At 61.0% G+C, this 17,358-nt stretch carries 14 protein-coding genes and 1 pseudogene; 9 read left to right on the plus strand and 6 right to left on the minus strand.

Annotated features, from left to right (window positions below):
* Nucleotides 1–306 precede the first annotated feature (306 nt).
* Nucleotides 307–1,572, minus strand: a complete 1,266-nt coding sequence (locus Q8O80_RS04925) for an imelysin family protein (RefSeq protein ID WP_305577541.1) — start codon at nucleotides 1,570–1,572, stop codon at nucleotides 307–309.
* A gap of 454 nt (nucleotides 1,573–2,026) precedes the next feature.
* Between Q8O80_RS04925 and Q8O80_RS04930 the strand changes: the two genes are divergently transcribed.
* From Q8O80_RS04930 to sseA, 5 genes are all read left to right on the plus strand, one after another.
* Entirely contained in the window at nucleotides 2,027–3,097 is a 1,071-nt protein-coding gene (locus Q8O80_RS04930; protein WP_371136111.1) for an ABC transporter substrate-binding protein, read from the plus strand.
* 96 nt (nucleotides 3,098–3,193) lie between these two features.
* Nucleotides 3,194–4,063, plus strand: coding sequence for an ABC transporter permease subunit (locus Q8O80_RS04935; protein ID WP_305577545.1), 870 nt, complete (start codon nucleotides 3,194–3,196; stop codon nucleotides 4,061–4,063).
* Nucleotides 4,060–4,851 (plus strand): ABC transporter permease, encoded by a 792-nt coding sequence (locus Q8O80_RS04940; protein ID WP_305577547.1) that lies wholly within the window; start codon nucleotides 4,060–4,062, stop codon nucleotides 4,849–4,851. The genes Q8O80_RS04935 and Q8O80_RS04940 overlap by 4 nt, the downstream gene beginning before the upstream one ends.
* Before the next feature lie 2 nt (nucleotides 4,852–4,853).
* Nucleotides 4,854–5,921, plus strand: a complete 1,068-nt coding sequence (locus Q8O80_RS04945) for an ABC transporter ATP-binding protein (protein WP_305577549.1) — start codon at nucleotides 4,854–4,856, stop codon at nucleotides 5,919–5,921.
* Nucleotides 5,922–5,980: 59 nt separating this feature from the next.
* A complete protein-coding gene (gene sseA, locus Q8O80_RS04950) occupies nucleotides 5,981–6,814 on the plus strand; it encodes a 3-mercaptopyruvate sulfurtransferase (RefSeq protein WP_305577551.1) in 834 nt (277 codons plus the stop codon).
* 100 nt (nucleotides 6,815–6,914) lie between these two features.
* Here the strand turns inward: sseA and Q8O80_RS04955 are convergent, their stop codons facing one another.
* From Q8O80_RS04955 to chvE, 5 genes are all read right to left on the minus strand, one after another.
* Nucleotides 6,915–8,825 (minus strand): glucose/sorbosone family PQQ-dependent dehydrogenase, encoded by a 1,911-nt coding sequence (locus Q8O80_RS04955; RefSeq protein WP_305577553.1) that lies wholly within the window; start codon nucleotides 8,823–8,825, stop codon nucleotides 6,915–6,917.
* Nucleotides 8,826–8,968: 143 nt separating this feature from the next.
* A complete protein-coding gene (locus Q8O80_RS04960) occupies nucleotides 8,969–9,109 on the minus strand; it encodes a hypothetical protein (RefSeq protein ID WP_305577555.1) in 141 nt (46 codons plus the stop codon).
* Nucleotides 9,110–9,224: 115 nt separating this feature from the next.
* Nucleotides 9,225–10,508: a multiple monosaccharide ABC transporter permease gene (mmsB, locus tag Q8O80_RS04965; protein ID WP_371136109.1), complete on the minus strand. Its 1,284-nt coding sequence runs from the start codon at nucleotides 10,506–10,508 to the stop codon at nucleotides 9,225–9,227.
* A complete protein-coding gene (gene mmsA, locus Q8O80_RS04970; protein ID WP_305577557.1) occupies nucleotides 10,505–12,037 on the minus strand; it encodes a multiple monosaccharide ABC transporter ATP-binding protein in 1,533 nt (510 codons plus the stop codon). The genes mmsB and mmsA overlap by 4 nt, the downstream gene beginning before the upstream one ends.
* 106 nt (nucleotides 12,038–12,143) lie before the next feature.
* Nucleotides 12,144–13,217: a multiple monosaccharide ABC transporter substrate-binding protein gene (gene chvE, locus Q8O80_RS04975; RefSeq protein ID WP_371136110.1), complete on the minus strand. Its 1,074-nt coding sequence runs from the start codon at nucleotides 13,215–13,217 to the stop codon at nucleotides 12,144–12,146.
* Between the two features lie 447 nt (nucleotides 13,218–13,664).
* Here chvE and Q8O80_RS04980 point away from each other — a divergent pair, with 447 nt between their 5' ends.
* The 4 genes and pseudogenes from Q8O80_RS04980 to Q8O80_RS04995 all read left to right on the plus strand — a co-directional run.
* On the plus strand, nucleotides 13,665–14,435 hold the full coding sequence (locus Q8O80_RS04980) for a FadR/GntR family transcriptional regulator (RefSeq protein ID WP_305577559.1): 771 nt from the start codon (nucleotides 13,665–13,667) through the stop codon (nucleotides 14,433–14,435).
* A 72-nt stretch (nucleotides 14,436–14,507) separates the two neighbouring features.
* Complete coding sequence (locus tag Q8O80_RS04985; RefSeq protein WP_305577561.1) at nucleotides 14,508–15,455, plus strand: sugar-binding transcriptional regulator; 948 nt, start codon at nucleotides 14,508–14,510, stop codon at nucleotides 15,453–15,455.
* A gap of 157 nt (nucleotides 15,456–15,612) precedes the next feature.
* The gene (locus tag Q8O80_RS04990; protein WP_305577563.1) at nucleotides 15,613–16,923 is read left to right on the plus strand and encodes a sugar ABC transporter substrate-binding protein; all 1,311 of its coding nucleotides are present in this window, start codon (nucleotides 15,613–15,615) and stop codon (nucleotides 16,921–16,923) included.
* Between the two features lie 163 nt (nucleotides 16,924–17,086).
* Nucleotides 17,087–17,358 (plus strand): annotated as a pseudogene (locus Q8O80_RS04995) (sugar ABC transporter permease); the annotation flags it as partial.

A 17,358-nucleotide genomic window follows, 5' to 3' on the forward strand; every position in this document is an offset into this window, starting at 1 on the left:
TGTACCCGCGCCAGATCGTCCGGCGTCAAATCGCTGCGCACCGCACCGTCCTGGGCAAGGGTCAGGCCGCCGAATAGCACGGCGACAAGAGCAATGGTGAGACGAGTTTTCATGGCTCTGCCTGTTTCCGGCTTTGGCGCACCGCAGCATAGCCCCAATCAACAGGGCTGCAGTAGTTCCCATCACCTCACCCTCAGTCCCTCCCCATTCGGGGGAGGGATGCGCAGGGCCTGATTTCAGTTTTCATCGTCTCCCCTCTGTGGGGAGGGAGCAAGGGTGGGCTAACTCTCCCACCCACCAGCACTCTTACTGAAACACCGCATCCGGGTTCGACAGCGAGTCACTATCCTCGATAGTCACCGCATCGCCCAGCTCCAGCAGTGCCACGGCGCGCTCGATGCCGCGCGTCTGCGCGATCAGCCCGTCAATGGCGGCCTGCACCACACTATTGCCTTCAACATTGCCTTCGCCGATCTGCTGGTCATAGGCTTCGCCGGCTTCCGCCCGATCCGCCATGACCTGCATTTTGGCAATGGTATCGGCCAGTAGCGTCTGGATTTCGCCGTCCAGCCCCGCATCCTTGTCGGCAATCACCTCAGCCAGCGCGGGCCCCTCGACTACCGAGCCGTCAACCCGGGTGTACTTTCCCAGATAGACATTCTGGACGCCCACCGCATCGTAGAAATGCGACATGTGGGTATTGTCCGAGAAGCAATCATGCTCTTCTTCCGGATCATGCAGCAGCAGGCCCAGCTTCATGCGCTCGCCGGCCACTTCGCCAAAACTCAGTGAGCCCATGCCGGTCAAGATCGCCGAAATACCCAGCTCGGGCAGCGCCGCCCGGGCAGCGCCGTCTGCCGTCCAGTTTGCCACCATTTCTTCAAGGTCCGACACCAACAGGGTCGACGCCGCCTTGAGATAGGCCGCGCGGCGATCCGCGTGCGCGGCGGTCGAGTAATCAGTGAACGCGCGCGCACCGGCGCCGGCATTGGTGCCGTTCAGATCCTGACCCCACAACAGGAACTCGATAGCGTGGTAGCCCGTCGCCACATTGGATTCGACACCGGCCGCTTCCTGAAGATGTTCCTGCAGCAGCGCTGGCGTAATCTCGGTCGCATCGAGCTCGTTGCCATCGATGGAAAGCCTGGAATTGGCGATGACATTGGCGACATACAGGGCATTGCTGTCGCTCTCGGTGCCATAGCTGGCATCGACATAGTCGATCAGGCCCTCATCGAGCGGCCAGGCGTTCACCCGCCCTTCCCATTCATCGACAATCGGGTTGCCGAAGCGGAACGCCTCGGTCTGCTGATAGGGCACCCGCGCGGCCTTCCAGGCATCCTTGGCGGCATTCAGCGTGGCGTCGCTTGGCCCCGCGATCAGCGCATCAATCGCCGCGTCCAGCGCCTTGGCCGTGCTCAACGCATCTTCATAGCCCGCCAGTGCCAGATCGGCGTAATTGGCCAGCACCTCAGCCTGGGTGGGCGCGGCAGCATAGGCTGCGACGGGCGCGACCGACAGGGTAAGGGCGACGGCAAGGCTGCGCAGGGTGCGAACACCGGTCGAGATCATGGCTGATCCTCCTGAGTTTGAAGTTAAAAGCGGATTATCAAAGTCAGCTTATAAAATCAATTGTAAATCAATAGCTTAGAACAATTCTAAACTTGCACCATGCGCATTTGGCTGCCCATCCTATCGTTCGGCCCACCCCGAGGCCGTCAGTTCCACCAATGCACAGCGCCGGAATCCGATTTTTGACCATCTGGACGAGACTGTCACAAAGGCGCAGTGTCACAATTGCAGCTGGGGAGGCAGGCATGGGTACGCGGCAATGCGACTTCCGTTAGATTGCGCCCGTAGGCGCGTCGTTCAGATGCACCTTCTCAGCCAGTCTCGCCGTCATCGCACTGTCATCCCGTCTCACTACTCCCCTCCCGGTCCGCCGCAGCGCTCACCAAAGAGCGTTGACGAATTTACAGGGAGACTGAACATGTCTATCAAGAAGTCGCTCGGTGCATCCGTGTCGATGCTTGCCGTTCTCGCCGTTTCCACCCCCGCCTTTGCTCAGGTCGATCTCGACGCGCTCTATGCTGCGGCCAAGGCCGAAGGCGAGCTCACCACCATCGCCCTGCCGCACAATTGGTGCGCCTATGGCGACGTGATTGCCGGCTTCAAGGCAAAATATCCCGGCATCACCGTCAACGAACTGAACCCCGATGCGGGCTCGGCTGACGAGATCGAAGCCATCAAGGCCAATCAGGGCAATATGGGCCCACAGGCACCTGACGTGATCGACGTCGGCCTGTCCTTTGGCCCCTCTGCCAAGGCCGATGGCCTGATCCAGCCCTACAAGGTCTCGACCTGGGACTCGATCCCCGACGATGCCAAGGATGCTGAGGGCTATTGGTATGGCGATTATTATGGCGTCATGGCCATGCTGGTGAACACCGACATACTCGACACCGTGCCAACCGATTGGGCCGACCTGGCCAAGGACGAATACGCCAACGCCGTCGCCCTCGCTGGCGATCCACGTGCTTCTGCCCAGGCCATCCAGTCGGTTTACGCCGCTGGTCTGTCCACCGGCGCAGATGCCGCTGGTGCTGCGGAAGCCGGTCTGAAGCTGTTTGCCGATCTCAATTCCAAGGGAAATTTCGTCCCCGTCATCGGCAAGGCCGCGTCGCTGGCCCAGGGCACCACCCCGATCGTCATCGCCTGGGACTACAACCTGCTCGCCTGGCGCGACAGCTTTGAAGGCAATCCTGCCGCCGAGATCGTTGTCCCGGCCACCGGCGTTGTTGCGGGCGTCTACGTCCAGGCCATTTCGGCCTATGCACCGCACCCCAACGCGGCCAAGCTGTGGATGGAATACCTCTATTCCGACGAAGGTCAGCTCGGCTGGTTGGCTGGCTATTGCCACCCGATCCGCTTCAACGATCTGGCCGCCAAGGGCGCCATCCCGCAGGCCATGCTCGACGCCCTGCCCCCCGCTGCCGCCTATGAAAAGGCCGTGTTCCCAACCATCGAGCAGCAGAACGCTGCCAAGGAAGTGATCACAGGCCAGTGGGATTCAGCCGTCGGCGCCAACGTCGAGTAACAATGCAATCGGGCGGGGATGGTGCCAGCCATCGCCCCGCCCCCTTCCCCATCCAGGGGAGGACAATAGGGGTGGGCCACAAGCTCGATACGTCTGATGTCAACAACAACCTCATCCCGCCGCCGCTTCTCCTTGGAATTTCTGGGTGTCGCCCCCTTCATCATTTTCGGCCTCATGTTCCTCGTCCTACCCACGCTTTACCTGCTGGGCGGCGCCTTTATCGGTCGCGATGGCGAACTGACCTTCGACAATATCCTCGGCCTGTTCACCGACCAGATCATGGCCGCCTACTGGATTTCCATCCGCATAGCCGGCGCCTCCTCGATCATTGGCGCGCTGGCCGGTCTGGCCATTGCCCTGGCCATTATTCGCGGCCGCCTGCCCGCCCCGCTGCGCTCGGCGATCATGACCTTTTCCGGCGTTGCCAGTAATTTCGCCGGCGTGCCGCTGGCCTTTGCCTTCATCGCCACCCTGGGCCGGCTCGGTCTGGTCACCATCATCGCCAAGACGGTCTTCGGTCTCGATCTCTATCGCGCCGGCTTCAACCTGCTCAGCTTCTGGGGCCTGACCATCACCTATCTCTATTTCCAGATCCCGCTGATGATCCTGATCATCGCCCCCGCTATTGATGGGCTGAAAAAGGAATGGAGTGAGGCCGCTGCCAGCCTCGGCGCCCAACCCTGGCAGTTCTGGCGCTATATCGGCCTGCCCATTTTGTGGCCCAGCTTTCTTGGCACCGTCTCGCTGCTGTTTGCCAATGCCTTTGGCGCCATCGCCACTGCCTATGGCCTGACCGGCTCCTCACTCAACATCGTGCCCATCCTGCTCTATGCGCAGATCCGCGGTGATGCCCTGCAGAATCCCGGCCTCGGCGCCGCGCTGGCCTTGGGCATGGTGGTCATCACCGCCTTCGCCAATATCATCTATCTGGTCATTTCCCAGCGCGCCGAAAGGTGGATGAAATGAAACAGAACCGCTTCTGGGCCTGGGTGGTCTTTCTCCTCGGCGCGTCCTATTTCATCGTCCCGCTGGTTGCCACCTTCGAGTTTTCGCTGCGCATGCGGCGCGGCTACTACAGCTTTGACAGCTATGCGTCAGTGTTCTCCGACCCCAATTTCCAGGCCACGTTCGGCTATTCGGTGCTGATCGGCATTTTCTCCATTCTGGTGGGTATCGTCATTGTTGTGCCGGCTGTCTATTTCGTGCGGCTGCGCTTGCCCTGGCTGCGCCCCTTCATGGAATTTTTCACCCTGTTGCCGCTGATTATCCCGGCCATCATCCTGGTTTATGGCTATATCCGGCTCTACAATTCGAGTTCGATCATTCCCTTCACCGGCAGTGCGCTGGGCACCGATATCCTGCTCACCTTCGCCTATGTCACCCTGGCCCTGCCCTATACCTATCGTGCCGTCGATACCGGCATGCGCACCATTGATGTGCAGACCCTGACCGAGGCCGCCCAGATCGCCGGCGCCAACACCATCCAGATCATCAGCCAGATCATCCTGCCCAATATACTGGTGGCGGTGCTCTCGGGCGCCTTCTTGACCTTCGCCATCGTCATCGGCGAATTCACTATTGCCAGCCTGCTCAACCGCCCGGCCTTCGGTCCCTATCTGCAGAATATCGGCGCGAACCGTGCCTATGAGCCGGCGGCGCTGGCCATCATTTCCTTCATCATCACCTGGGGTGCCATGGGCATGATCAACGTGCTCGGCCGCTTCGCCCCCCGCACCTCCGCCAGGACCGATTGACTATGACAGCCGATTTTCTCTCCGTTTCCGGCCTCACCAAGACCTACGGCAGCAATACCGTGGTGAAGGCCGTCGATTTCGCCTTTGCCCGGGGCGAGTTCATCTCCCTGCTCGGCCCCTCTGGCTGCGGCAAGACCACCATTCTGCGCATGATCGCGGGCTTTGAAACACCCAGTGCCGGCACCATCACCATTGACGGGCAGGACATCACCACCCTCAAGCCCAATCAGCGCCAACTCGGCATGGTGTTTCAGGCCTATGCCCTGTTTCCCAATCTCAATGTCGGCGACAATATCGGCTTCGGCCTCAAGATCGCCGGCGTGCCGCGCGAGGAGCGTCGCGCCCGCGTCGCCGAAATGCTCAAGCTGATCGGCCTGCCCGGTTACGAACAGCGCTACCCCTACGAGATGAGCGGCGGCCAGCAGCAGCGCGTGGCCCTGGCGCGCGCCATCGCCCCCCGGCCCCGCATGCTGCTGCTCGATGAACCGCTCTCGGCACTTGACGCCAAGATCCGCGTCTCGCTGCGCGAAGAGATCCGTGCCATTCAGCTCGATTTGGGCATCACCACCGTCTTCGTCACCCACGATCAGGAGGAGGCGCTATCGATCTCCGACCGCGTCGTGGTGATGAATGCGGGTCGTATCGAACAGCTCGGCGCGCCACACGACATCTACAACAAACCGGCCACCCGCTTCGTCGCCACCTTCGTTGGCCAGCTGAATAATCTCGATGTCGTCATTACCGATCCTGCCAACAAGATCGTGACCATTGATGGCCAGCCCCTCACCCTGCCCGATCTACCCGCAGATGCGGGGCTCAATGCCGCCAGTGTGCTGACAGTACGGCCCGAAGTGCTCACCATTGGCGCGCGCGAAGGCAATGATGTAACCCTGACAGGCACCGTCGCCGACGTCACCTTCCTCGGCTCGGTCATCCGCGTCCGCGTTGCGCTGGGCAAGAACGTGATCAGTCTGGATACTTTCAACGATCAGCGTTCCATTCCGCCCAGGCGCGGCGAGAGCATAACCTTCAGCCTGGCCAGCAAGGATCTCTTGGTCCTCGCCAATTAGGCATTTGACCTCTACACGCGACGGGGCCATCTTCCTGTCGCAACCAGAGGTATTGAGCCGTGAATGATCCGTTCGTTACCACCGAGTGGCTGGCCGCCAATTTGAGTGACCCCAATGTGGTGGTGCTGGACGGCAGTTGGCACATGCCCAATGCCGCCCGCAATGCCCAGGCCGACTATCTGGCCGGCCATATCCCCGGCGCGGTATTCTTCGATATCGATGGCGTCGCTGATACCGATAGCGCCCTGCCCCACATGCTGCCCTCGCCCGCCGCCTTTGCCCATATGGTCGGCGCCCTGGGCATTGCCGACACCATGACCATCGTCATCTATGACGAGATTGGCCTGTTCTCGGCGCCGCGCGTCTGGTGGACATTCAAGACCATGGGCGCCATGGACGTCCGTATTCTCTCGGGCGGGGGCCCGCAGTGGCGCGCCGAAAAGCGCCCCACTGAAACCGGCCTGGTCGCCCGGCCCAAGCAGGTCTTCAACGCCGCCTTTGACGCCAGCCGCGTTGCCGATTTCGACACCGTGCGTGCCCGCAGCCAGGACGGCACCAGCCAGATCACCGATGCCCGTCCCGCCCAGCGCTTCCACGCTGAAGCGCCCGAGCCGCGCAAGGGCCTGCGTGCAGGCCATATCCCCGGCTCCACCAACCTGCCGGTCAGCCTGCTGACCGAAGCCGGACAGCTGAAATCCCCCGGGCAATTGGCCGTCCTGTTCGCCGAACGCGGCATCGCGCTCGACCAGCCCCTGATCACCACCTGTGGCTCCGGCATCACCGCCGCCACATTGGCGCTCGCCGCCGAACGCGCCGGCGCCAAAACCGTGGCGGTCTACGACGGCTCCTGGACCGAATGGGGCAGCCGGACCGATGCCGAGGTAGAAACCTGATCGCCATCAATCCCACCGACAGGTACTGGCCATTGAAAAAGGCGGAGGTGATCCCCCGCCTTTTCGTTTAAAAGCTGCTCAGGCAGCCAGTATTGCCTATCTAGCGGGCGTCGGACACGGTCTCTTCCGTCAGCACGCCGAAATCATTGTCCCAGCTATTGCGGATAAACGTGCCGATCTGGGCGATCTCCGCGTCACTGAGCATCTTGCCAAAGCTGGGCATGTAGCCAAAGCCATGCACGATGGTGCTCGCAACGACTTTGGCATCAGCCAGCTTCTGGTTACCCGCCAACGCCAGAGCCGAAGCACCTTCACCGCGTCCGCCATGACAGGTTGCACAGCTCACGATATATTGCGGCCGGCCCAGAGCCGAAACCGCTACGACGTTGGAATCCTCGGTGACCATTGCGGCTTCATCGTCGGCATCGTCGTCTTTGGCATCGTCACCGGCTGGCGTCTTACCGGTATTGGGATCTTCCCATTCCTGCACGCCGGTAGTGCCCGACGCCGCTGGCGCGGCCTCAAAGTCATTGCCCGACACCACGCCGAGCGCACCGCCTTCTTCGCCATAGGCAAACCGCAGGATTGCCCCGGGATTGTGCAGCACGGAGGTGTTAAGCCCGTCGCCAAATTTCTGCGCCGCCGAACCGAACGCGTCGGTGGCGATGAACACGGTCTTGCCATCCGGCGAAACCAGCACGTCGCGATAGCGGTTCTGCGTGCTCAGCCAGGCCTCCGGCTCGCCTTCAGCCGCCTGACCGTCCGCGCTCAGATGCTGTACATACAGCGTACCGTGCTTGAGGGTCGGGATCAGCACCGAATTGTCCCATTCGGCAATGCCGTCGTCACCCGCCGCGTAATACAGCGCCGATGACGGGGCCATTGTCGGGTCGCAGATATAGCCGCAGATGTCGCCGATGGGATAATCGTCCTCGACCACCCAATAGGCCGCAAGCGGGTCAACCATATCGCCGGTGAACGCGCTTTCTTTGAACTGCGGAACGGAGTCGGGCAGCGGATCGGTATTGCGATCGACGCTTTCGGGTGCCTCGCTCCAGTTGATATAGCTATAGGCCTTGTCGTCGATAAAGCCCGACACATCGGGCCAGCCATAATTGCCGCCCGGCTGGATGATATTGAGCTCGTCGCCGCTGGCCGGTCCGTGCTCGGTGCTATACAGCGTCCCGTCAGGCCCGAAACCCAGCCCCTGCGGATTGCGGTGACCATAGCTGTAGAGATGGCTCCTGACGCCGTCGATCTCGGGATTGTCCTCGGGGATCGAACCATCCAGGTTCAATCGCAGAATCTTGCCCGAATAGGTATGCCAGTCCTTGTCGACAACCTCTGCTGCCGTCGGCAGCTTCTGTGCAAGGTTTGGCTTGCGCAGATTGGGCCCGAAATTGTGGCCCTGTTCACCGATCGAATAATACAGCTTGCCATCCGGCCCGAACACCACACGGCCGGCATTGTGGTCATTGCCGGCAGGCAGGCCCTCGATCAGGATCATCGGCTCGCCAAGCTGCTGGATCTGGTCGTCCCAGCTGAAGCGCACGATCTGCGCCGATGGCTCAGGCGCTTCTGCCGTGCCATTGTTGACCGTATAGCCGACATAGACATAGTCATTGCCCGTGCCCTGGCCCAGCTCAGGATGCAGAGCTAGTCCGAGCAGACCCTCGTGCTGCGGCCCGGTATAGACATCATCGATTGTCAGCACCACTTGCTGCACGCCGGTCACCGGATCGACCCGGGTCACGTCGCCGCCGGTCCGTTCGGTCACCCAGATCTGGTTATCCGGCCCCCAGCGCATTGCCCAGGGATTGTCGAGGCCCGCCGTCAACACCCGGCCAGCAAACAGCTCACTTGCGCCGGTCTTGATCTCCACCGGAGTAACCTGGGCAAATGCCATACCTGTCGGTGCCAGCGCCGCCGTAGCGAGCACGCAACCGGTCAAAAGCTGGACGGCAATGCGCTTGTTCAAACGCCTGCCGGCTGTATTTGCTGTAGTGGCCATGAGGTCTGGTCTTTCTATTCTATCTACCGACACCGCCTTGAGCGCGGCGCCCGGAGAAACCCAGGGAATATGTCCCGAAATCTGCCTCGACCGCGTCTACGCCGCGGGAGGCCGCGAAGAGCTCTTGTGAGTGCTCTATTTTCTCAACGCCCCCAGGCGCGATACGTTGCATCCGCATCGCCACCCTTGCCGATGGCAGTCTTGTCCGCCATGCCGACACTATTCCATTGCCCGGAATCGAGCATCAGTGCGATAGCCCGGCGCAGCTGACCGGTCTTGGCCAAGGCGCGAACCACGCGCGGGACACCCCCGACCGCTGGGCTACCCTCACTAAGGCCTCTCCAAACAAAAGACCGCCGGGTAACCCCGACGGTCTTGGTCGTTGCACACGGCTGAAACCTAACCTGCGCGCTTCTTGTTGTAGAGATCAAAGAACACCGCTGCCAGCAGCACCACGCCCTTGATCATCTGCTGCCAATCGATGTTGACGCCCATGATCGACATGCCATTGTTCATCACGCCCATAATGAAGGCGCCGATCACCGCACCGGCCACCGCACCGACGCCACCCAGCGCCGAGGCGCCGCCGATGAACACCGCCGCGATCACGTCGAGTTCGAGCCCCTGCCCGGCTTTCGGCGTCGCCGAATTGAGGCGCGCCGCGTAGATCATGCCGGCCAGCGCCGCCAGCGCGCCCATGATGGCGAACACATAGAACGTCATCCGTTCGGTCTTGATCCCCGACAGCGAGGCTGCCTTGAGATTGCCGCCCAGCGCGTAGATACGCCGGCCAAAGGTCATCCGCTTGGTGACAAACACGAACACCGCGATCAGCACCGCCATGACCACCAGCACATTGGGCAGGCCACGATAGGAGGCCAGCATATAGCTGAAAAACAGCACCAAACCGGCAATGATCAGGTTTTTGGCGATGAACAGCGCGAAGGGCTCGGTCTCATAGCCGCGTGCCATGCGACGACGCCGACCCAGCACGGACATCACGACCATGATGACAACCCCGACAATGCCCAGTGCCAGCGTCGTACTGTGCAAGACCAGCGGATGCACGCCCTCGGCCTTCTCGATCAGCGTCCACGGCCCGATCAGATCGGGAATAAAACCGGCCGACAGCAGCTGGAATTCAGCCGGGAACGGACCCACCGACTTGCCGGCCAGAATGGCCAGCGACAGCCCCTTGAAGATCAGCATGCCGGCCAGTGTCACGATGAAGGCCGGGATCTGGTAATAGGCGATCAGATAGCCCTGGGCAGCACCGATGGCGGCCCCGGCTACAATACAAATGGCACCGGCCACGAACGGATTGGCCAGAAATGCCAGTTCCGGCGGGAATTTCCAGCCCACCATCAGCATGGCGGCCAGCGCGCCGACAAAGCCCGATACCGAGCCGACCGACAGATCGATATGGCCAGCCACGATGACCAGCAACATGCCCAGCGCCATCACGATGATATAGCTGTTCTGCAGGATGATATTGGTCAGATTGACCGGCTTGAACAGCACGCCATCGGTGAAATACTGAAAAGTCAGCATGATCAGGATCAGGGCCGCCAGCAGGCCGTAATCGCGCATATTGGCCTTGAGTGCCCCCCAGACGGTTAACTGGTGCATCTTGGGCTGCTCGCCGGTTGCAGTCGCGCCCGCCAGTGCGGTTTCAGTGGTCATGATGCCTTCCCTTCCGCACGAACAATCGCACGCATTATTTTTTCCTGGCTGGCCTCGACCGTCGGCATTTCGCCCACGATCCGGCCCTCGTTCATTACATACAGCCGGTCGGTAATGCCGAGCAGTTCGGGCATCTCCGAAGAGATCACCAGAACCGCTTTGCCCTGCGCCGCCAGATTCTTGATGATGGTATAGATCTCGTACTTGGCACCCACATCGATGCCACGCGTCGGCTCATCCAGGATGAGCACATCCGGATTGGCAAACAGCCATTTGCTCAGCACCACCTTCTGCTGGTTGCCGCCACTCAGATTGCCCGTCACCTGATAGACGCTCGACGAACGGATATTGGTCTTGGTGCGGTATTCATTGGCAACGTCCATTTCGTGCAGATCATCGATCACCCCGATCCGCGCAATGCCCTTGAGGTTGGCAATGGTGGTGTTGTGCTTGATGTGATCGATCAGGTTCAGGCCATAGGTCTTGCGATCTTCGGTGGCGTAGGCAATGCCGCGCGCCACGGCTTTTTCGACCGTCGACACGTCAACCTTTTTGCCGTGCAGCAACACCTCGCCGCTGATGCGCTGGCCATAGGAGCGGCCGAACACGCTCATGGCGAACTCGGTGCGGCCCGAACCCATCAGTCCGGCAATACCGACCACCTCACCCTGGCGAACGTGCAGGTCGATATTGCTGATCACCTTCCGGTCGCGATGCTGGGAATGATAGACTGTCCAGTTCTTTACCTCGAACACCGTCTCGCCGATCTGCGGCGTGCGGGCGGGGTAACGATCTTCCAGCGAACGTCCCACCATCGAGGTGATGATCCGGTCTTCTGAAATCTGATCCTTGTTCATGGTTTCGATGGTGCGCCCGTCGCGGATCACGGTGATGCGGTCGGCCACCTTGCTGACCTCGTTCAGCTTGTGACTGATCAGGATCGAGGTAATGCTCTGCTTGCGGAACTCGGTCAGCAGTTCGAGCAACGCCGCACTGTCCTTTTCCGACAGGCTGGCAGTCGGCTCATCCAGAATCAGCAATTTGACCTCTTTGGACAGCGCCTTGGCGATTTCCACCAATTGCTGCTTGCCCACTCCGATATTGGTCACCAGCGTGTCGGGGTTTTCACTCAAACCCACCATGCTGAGCAGTTTGCGCGCGCCATCGCGCGTTGCGTCCCAGTCGATGATCCCGGCCCGGGCCTGCTCATTGCCCAGAAAGATGTTCTCGGCAATCGACAGCAGCGGCACCAGCGCCAGCTCCTGATGGATGATGACGATGCCCTTGGCTTCGCTATCGGCAATGGTTTTGAAGTGCTGTTCTTCGCCCTGAAAGATGATTTTGCCGTCATAGCTGCCGACCGGATAGACGCCGCTGAGCACCTTCATCAGGGTAGATTTTCCGGCCCCGTTCTCACCGACAATGGCGTGGATTTCGGCTTCCCTTACGTCCAGATTGACGTCCGACAGCGCCTTGACGCCGGGGAAAGTCTTGGTGATGCCGCGCATCTCCAGAATGGTCTTGGTCATTGGCAGCTTTCTCGTACGCCCAGGCGCGTCCCATTATAGCGCCCCGGCCCGTTCACGGGAAAGGGCCCCGCGTTACCGCGGAGCCCCGATGTTCCAGCAGCCAGGCTTACTGGAGTTCTTCGGCCTTGATGTAGCCGCTGTCGATGACGCGTGCTTCGTAGTTGCTCGCGTCCACTTCATAGGGAGTCAGCAGGATTGACGGCACAACCTTGACGCCATTGTCATAGGTGGTGGTGTCAAGGCCAGCTGGTGCGCCGCCCGAGATCACGGTGTCAACCAGTTCAGCCGTGATATTGGCCAGTTCGCGGGTGTCCTTGAACACCGTCGAATACTGCTCGCCGGCGATGATCGCCTTGACCGACGGCAGTTCGGCGTCCTGGCCCGAAATGATCGGCCATGGCTGATCGGCAGCGCCATAACCAACGCCGCGCAGCGACGAGATGATACCGCGGCTCAGGCCGTCATAGGGCGACAGCACGGCATCAACGCGCGAGCCGTCCGAGTAGTGGGCCGACAGCAGATTGTCCATACGGGCCTGGGCAACAGCACCATCCCAACGCAGGGTACCAACGGTTTCCATGCCCGTCTGACCCGACTTCACCACAAGGGTGCCGTCATCGATCAGCGGCTGGAACACGCTCATGGCGCCGTCATAGAAGAAGAAGGCATTGTTGTCGTCTGGCGAACCACCAAACAGTTCAACATTCCATGGGCCTGTCTTCTCGGGGTAGCCGAGACCCTTGAGGATCGAGCTGGCCTGCAGCACGCCCACTTCAAAATTGTCGAAGGTGGTGTAGAAATCGACATTGCCGCTGTCGCGGATCAGGCGGTCATAGGCAATGACCTTGATCCCGCCATCGGCGGCCTGCTGCAGCACGGAGCTGAGCGTGGTGCCATCGATCGAAGCGATCACGAGGGCCTTGACGCCCTTGGTGACCATGTTCTCGATCTGGGCCAGCTGGTTGGGAATATCGTCTTCTGCATACTGCAGATCGACCGAATAGCCCTTGGCTTCGAGTGCAGCCTTGAGCTCATTGCCGTCAGAGATCCAGCGCAGCGAGGACTGCGTTGGCATGGCAATGCCGATCGCTCCCTTGTCCTGGGCAAAGACCGCAGTCGATGCGGTCAGCGCCATGGCGCCGACGGCCAATACGGTGGCAAGCGTCTTGATAATCTTCACGTCTCGACTCCCTTTTTTGTAATTCGAGTTCAGAAGCTTTGGATGGTCGTCAGGGGAGAGGCCTTGAGGCTATGCACGTGTCCGGTCGGAACCGGCATTACCAATGAATTCGATCCCGGGCAGACAGCAGAAACGACCGAGTAAACACTCGGAGGCGCACGATCTGTCGATACCGCATGGAATTCCTCCTGCACGACGGCAACAACCGTCAGGGCTCTCCCAAGCCCACGCGACGGAAACTAGAATGATCAGACAAGCCTTGTAAAGCAGGATCGCCGCCTCTCACCATTTTTTTCGATTCTCGAATATTAACGATAGCGCCTGATACGCGGCATTTTCGGCTCACCGGAATTGTCACAATTGGCAAATTTCTGCGGAAGACTCTGGCTAAATTGCGCGTATGACTCTACTGCTTGAGGTAAAGGTATCAGATATCTTGGAGGAGATATGAGCAAGTCTGTCCCTGCACGCGCCGATCAACCAACCGCTGCCGGGGCGGTCGCCGAACACCTGGCGCAGATGATTCTGGGTGAGTTGACGCCCGGCAGCAGCCTGCCCAGCGAGGCGGCGCTGGCCACGCGCTATGCGGTCAGTCGCCTGACCATTCGCGAGGCGGTCAAGCTGCTCGAGGGACGCGGCCTGCTCGAGATCGCGCGTGGTCGCAAGGCTGTGGTGCGGGAGCCGGACGGCGCCGCCTTCGCCGATTTCCTGACATCCATCATTCGCTATGATCCCAAGGGCCTGTTCGATCTGGTCGAAATCCGCCTCTCGCTCGAGGTGCAGTCGGCAACCCTGGCCGCCAAGCGGGCCAACCGTGCCGGCATCGCCGCCATCGAAAGTGAACTGCAGGGTATGCGCGACACGGCAGGCGCACCGGGCCAGCCCATGTCAGACGATCAGGAACTGAGCTTCCACACCCATGATGTGGGCTTTCACGAAGCTGTGGCCCTGGCCAGCGGCAACCGCATTCTCGGCTTCCTGTTCGAGGCCATGGCCCAGCCGCTACGAGAGGGCTTCTTCATCAGTCGCCGCGGCCACGAAAAGCGCGGTCACACCCGGCACGACACCATTGAGGCGCACCAGCGCATCCTCGATTGCATCAAGGCCGGCAATGGCCGGGCCGCCGCCGAAGCCATGCGTCTGCACATCAAGGATACCGAGCGCGATATCCGCGTCGCGCTAAGCCAATTGGCCCACCAGCCGGTCGAACATTCATAAACGCCTTGCAGCCGCCCGCCGCATCGCCGAATAATTTGCGCGCAACCAACAGGATGATTGATGGCGCAACGAATGGATAGTTCCAGCAACCGCCTGGACGACGCAGCACGCGCCGGCTGGCTGTATTATGTGGCCGGCAATACCCAGGAGGAGATCGCCAGCAAGCTGGGCATCTCGCGCCAGTCGGCCCAGCGCCTGGTCTCGCTCTCGGTCAGCGAGGGCCTGATCAAGGTGCGCCTCGACCACCCGATTGGGCGGTGCATGGATTTGGCGAGCCGCCTCAAATCGCGCTTCGCGCTCGATCTGGTCGAAGTGGTGCCCTCCGACCCCTCCAGCGATTCCACCACCATCGGCGTGGCCGAAGCCACCGCCACCGAGATCGAACGCTGGCTCAAGCGCCCCGACCCCATCGTCATGGCCATCGGCACCGGTCGCACGCTCAAGGCCGCCGTTGAACAGCTCACCCCGATGGATTGCCCGCACCACAAGGTGGTGTCCTTGACCGGCAATATCGCCCCCGATGGCTCGGCCGCCTATTACAACGTCATCTTCAACATGGCCGATACCGTCAAGGCGCGCAGCTTCCCAATGCCCCTGCCGGTCATTGCCTCCTCGGCCCGCGAGCGCGAACTGCTGCATGCCCAGCCCATGATTCGCCGAACCCTGGCGCTGGCGGCCCAGGCCGATGTGACCTTTGTCGGCATTGGCGACATCGGCCCCGATGCCCCGCTCCATGTCGATGGTTTCATCACCGATGCTGAGCTCAAGGAACTGCAGAAGGCCGGCGCCATCGGCGAGATCTGCGGCTGGAGCTTTGATGCTGACGGCAAGCTGATCGAGGGCCTGACCAATGACCGCGTTGCCTCGGCCACCATTCCCTCGCGGGAACACGCGCTGGTTGTAGCAATCGCCATGGGCAACAGAAAATTGCCCGGCATCAAAGCTGTGCTCAATCGCCGCCTGGTTAACGGATTGATAACCGATGAGCGCACCGCCGAAGGCCTCCTGAAACTGCTTTAGCCGCCTGCAACCTCAGCGATATAGGCGTTCTTCTCCCTATGGCGTGATCCGGCCGCCACGCGTCTTGCGCATGGCACCCTTGACTCTGCCACATAAATGTTGAGTATTTGCTCACACACGGGACAAATGCCCGCTTCGATTACTGGGAGGAATACCAATGAAACTGACACCCATTCTGGTGGGCGCGTTCAGCGTCGCGCTGGCCGCAACTGCCTCGGCGCAGACGCTCACCATTGCCACCGTGAACAATGGCGACATGATCCGCATGCAGGGCCTGTCTTCGGCCTTCACCGAAGAGACCGGCATTGAGCTGAACTGGGTAGTGCTCGAGGAAAACACCCTGCGCCAGAACGTCACCACCGACATCGCCACCAATGGTGGACAGTATGACGTGATGACCATCGGGACCTATGAAGCGCCGATCTGGGCCAGGCAGGGCTGGCTGTCGCCGCTCGACGGGCTCGGTGCCGACAGCGCTTACGACGTGGATGACCTGCTCCCGCCCATCCGCGATGGTCTTTCCTACGAGGGCAAGCTCTATGCCGCGCCCTTCTATGGTGAAAGCTCCTTCATCATGTACCGCAAGGACCTGATGGATGAAGCCGGCCTGACCATGCCTGACGCGCCGACCTGGGAATTTATCGGCGAGGCCGCCCGCGCCATGACCGACCGCGACAATGACATCAACGGCATCTGCCTGCGCGGCAAGGCCGGCTGGGGCGAGAACATGGCCTTCCTCACCGCCATGTCCAACTCATTCGGCGCCCGCTGGTTTGACGAAAGCTGGACCCCCCAGTTCAGCACGCCCGAGTGGAAGAACACACTCGACACCTATCTCGGCCTGATGGCCGATGCCGGCCCGTCCGGCGCCTCCTCCAACGGCTTTAATGAAAACCTGACCCTGTTCCAGCAGGGCAAATGCGGCATGTGGATCGACGCCACCGTGGCGGCCTCCTTCGTCACGAATCCTGACGATTCCACCGTCGCCGACCAGGTCGGCTTTGCCCTTGCGCCCGACAACGGCCTGGGCAAGCGCGGTAACTGGCTCTGGGCCTGGTCACTGGCCATCCCCAACTCGTCGCAGAACAAGGAAGCGGCCGAGCAGTTCATCAACTGGGCAACCAACAAGGACTATCTCGCAACCGTCGCCGCGGCCGAAGGCTGGGCCAATGTGCCCCCCGGCACCCGCACCTCGCTCTACGAAAACCCCGATTACCAGGCCGCTGCGCCCTTCGCCAAGATGACGCTGGACTCCATCAACTCGGCTGATCCGACCCAGCCGACCGTTGATCCGGTGCCCTATACCGGCGTGCAGTTCGTCGCCATCCCAGAGTTCGCCGGCATTGCCACCAATGTGGGCCAGCTGTTCTCGGCCGCTCTGGCCGGCCAGATGTCTGCTGACGATGCCCTGGCCCAGGCTCAGGACGCCGCCACCCGCGACATGACCCGCGCTGGCTATATCAAGTAATCGCCTTTCTCCCGAAGACGGGTCGCCCGACCCATGGCTCGTAGATGGGCCGGGCGACAAATAACAGACCCCGGATAGGGAAACGTCCGGAACTTCATCGCAAGCCGGTCCATCATCGCGACCAGGTCGAATGGAACTGCAGCAGCAAACGGCTGAGGAAATCATGGCCACCGCACAAACCAAGACCCTGTCCCGCATCATGATGGCCCCGGCCGTCATCGTGCTGCTGCTCTGGATGGCCGTCCCCCTGGCGATGACCATCTGGTTTTCCTTCCAGAACTACAGCCTGATCAACCCGATGATGACCGGCTTCGCCGGCTGGGCGAACTACATCTACGTCATCGGCGATCCCAGCTTCACCCAGGCGCTGGTCAATACGCTTGTTCTCGTCGGGGGCGTGTTGCTGATCACCGTCATCGGCGGCACTTTTCTCGC

The organism is Devosia sp. (assembly GCF_030689745.1).
Classification (GTDB): domain Bacteria; phylum Pseudomonadota; class Alphaproteobacteria; order Rhizobiales; family Devosiaceae; genus Devosia; species Devosia alba.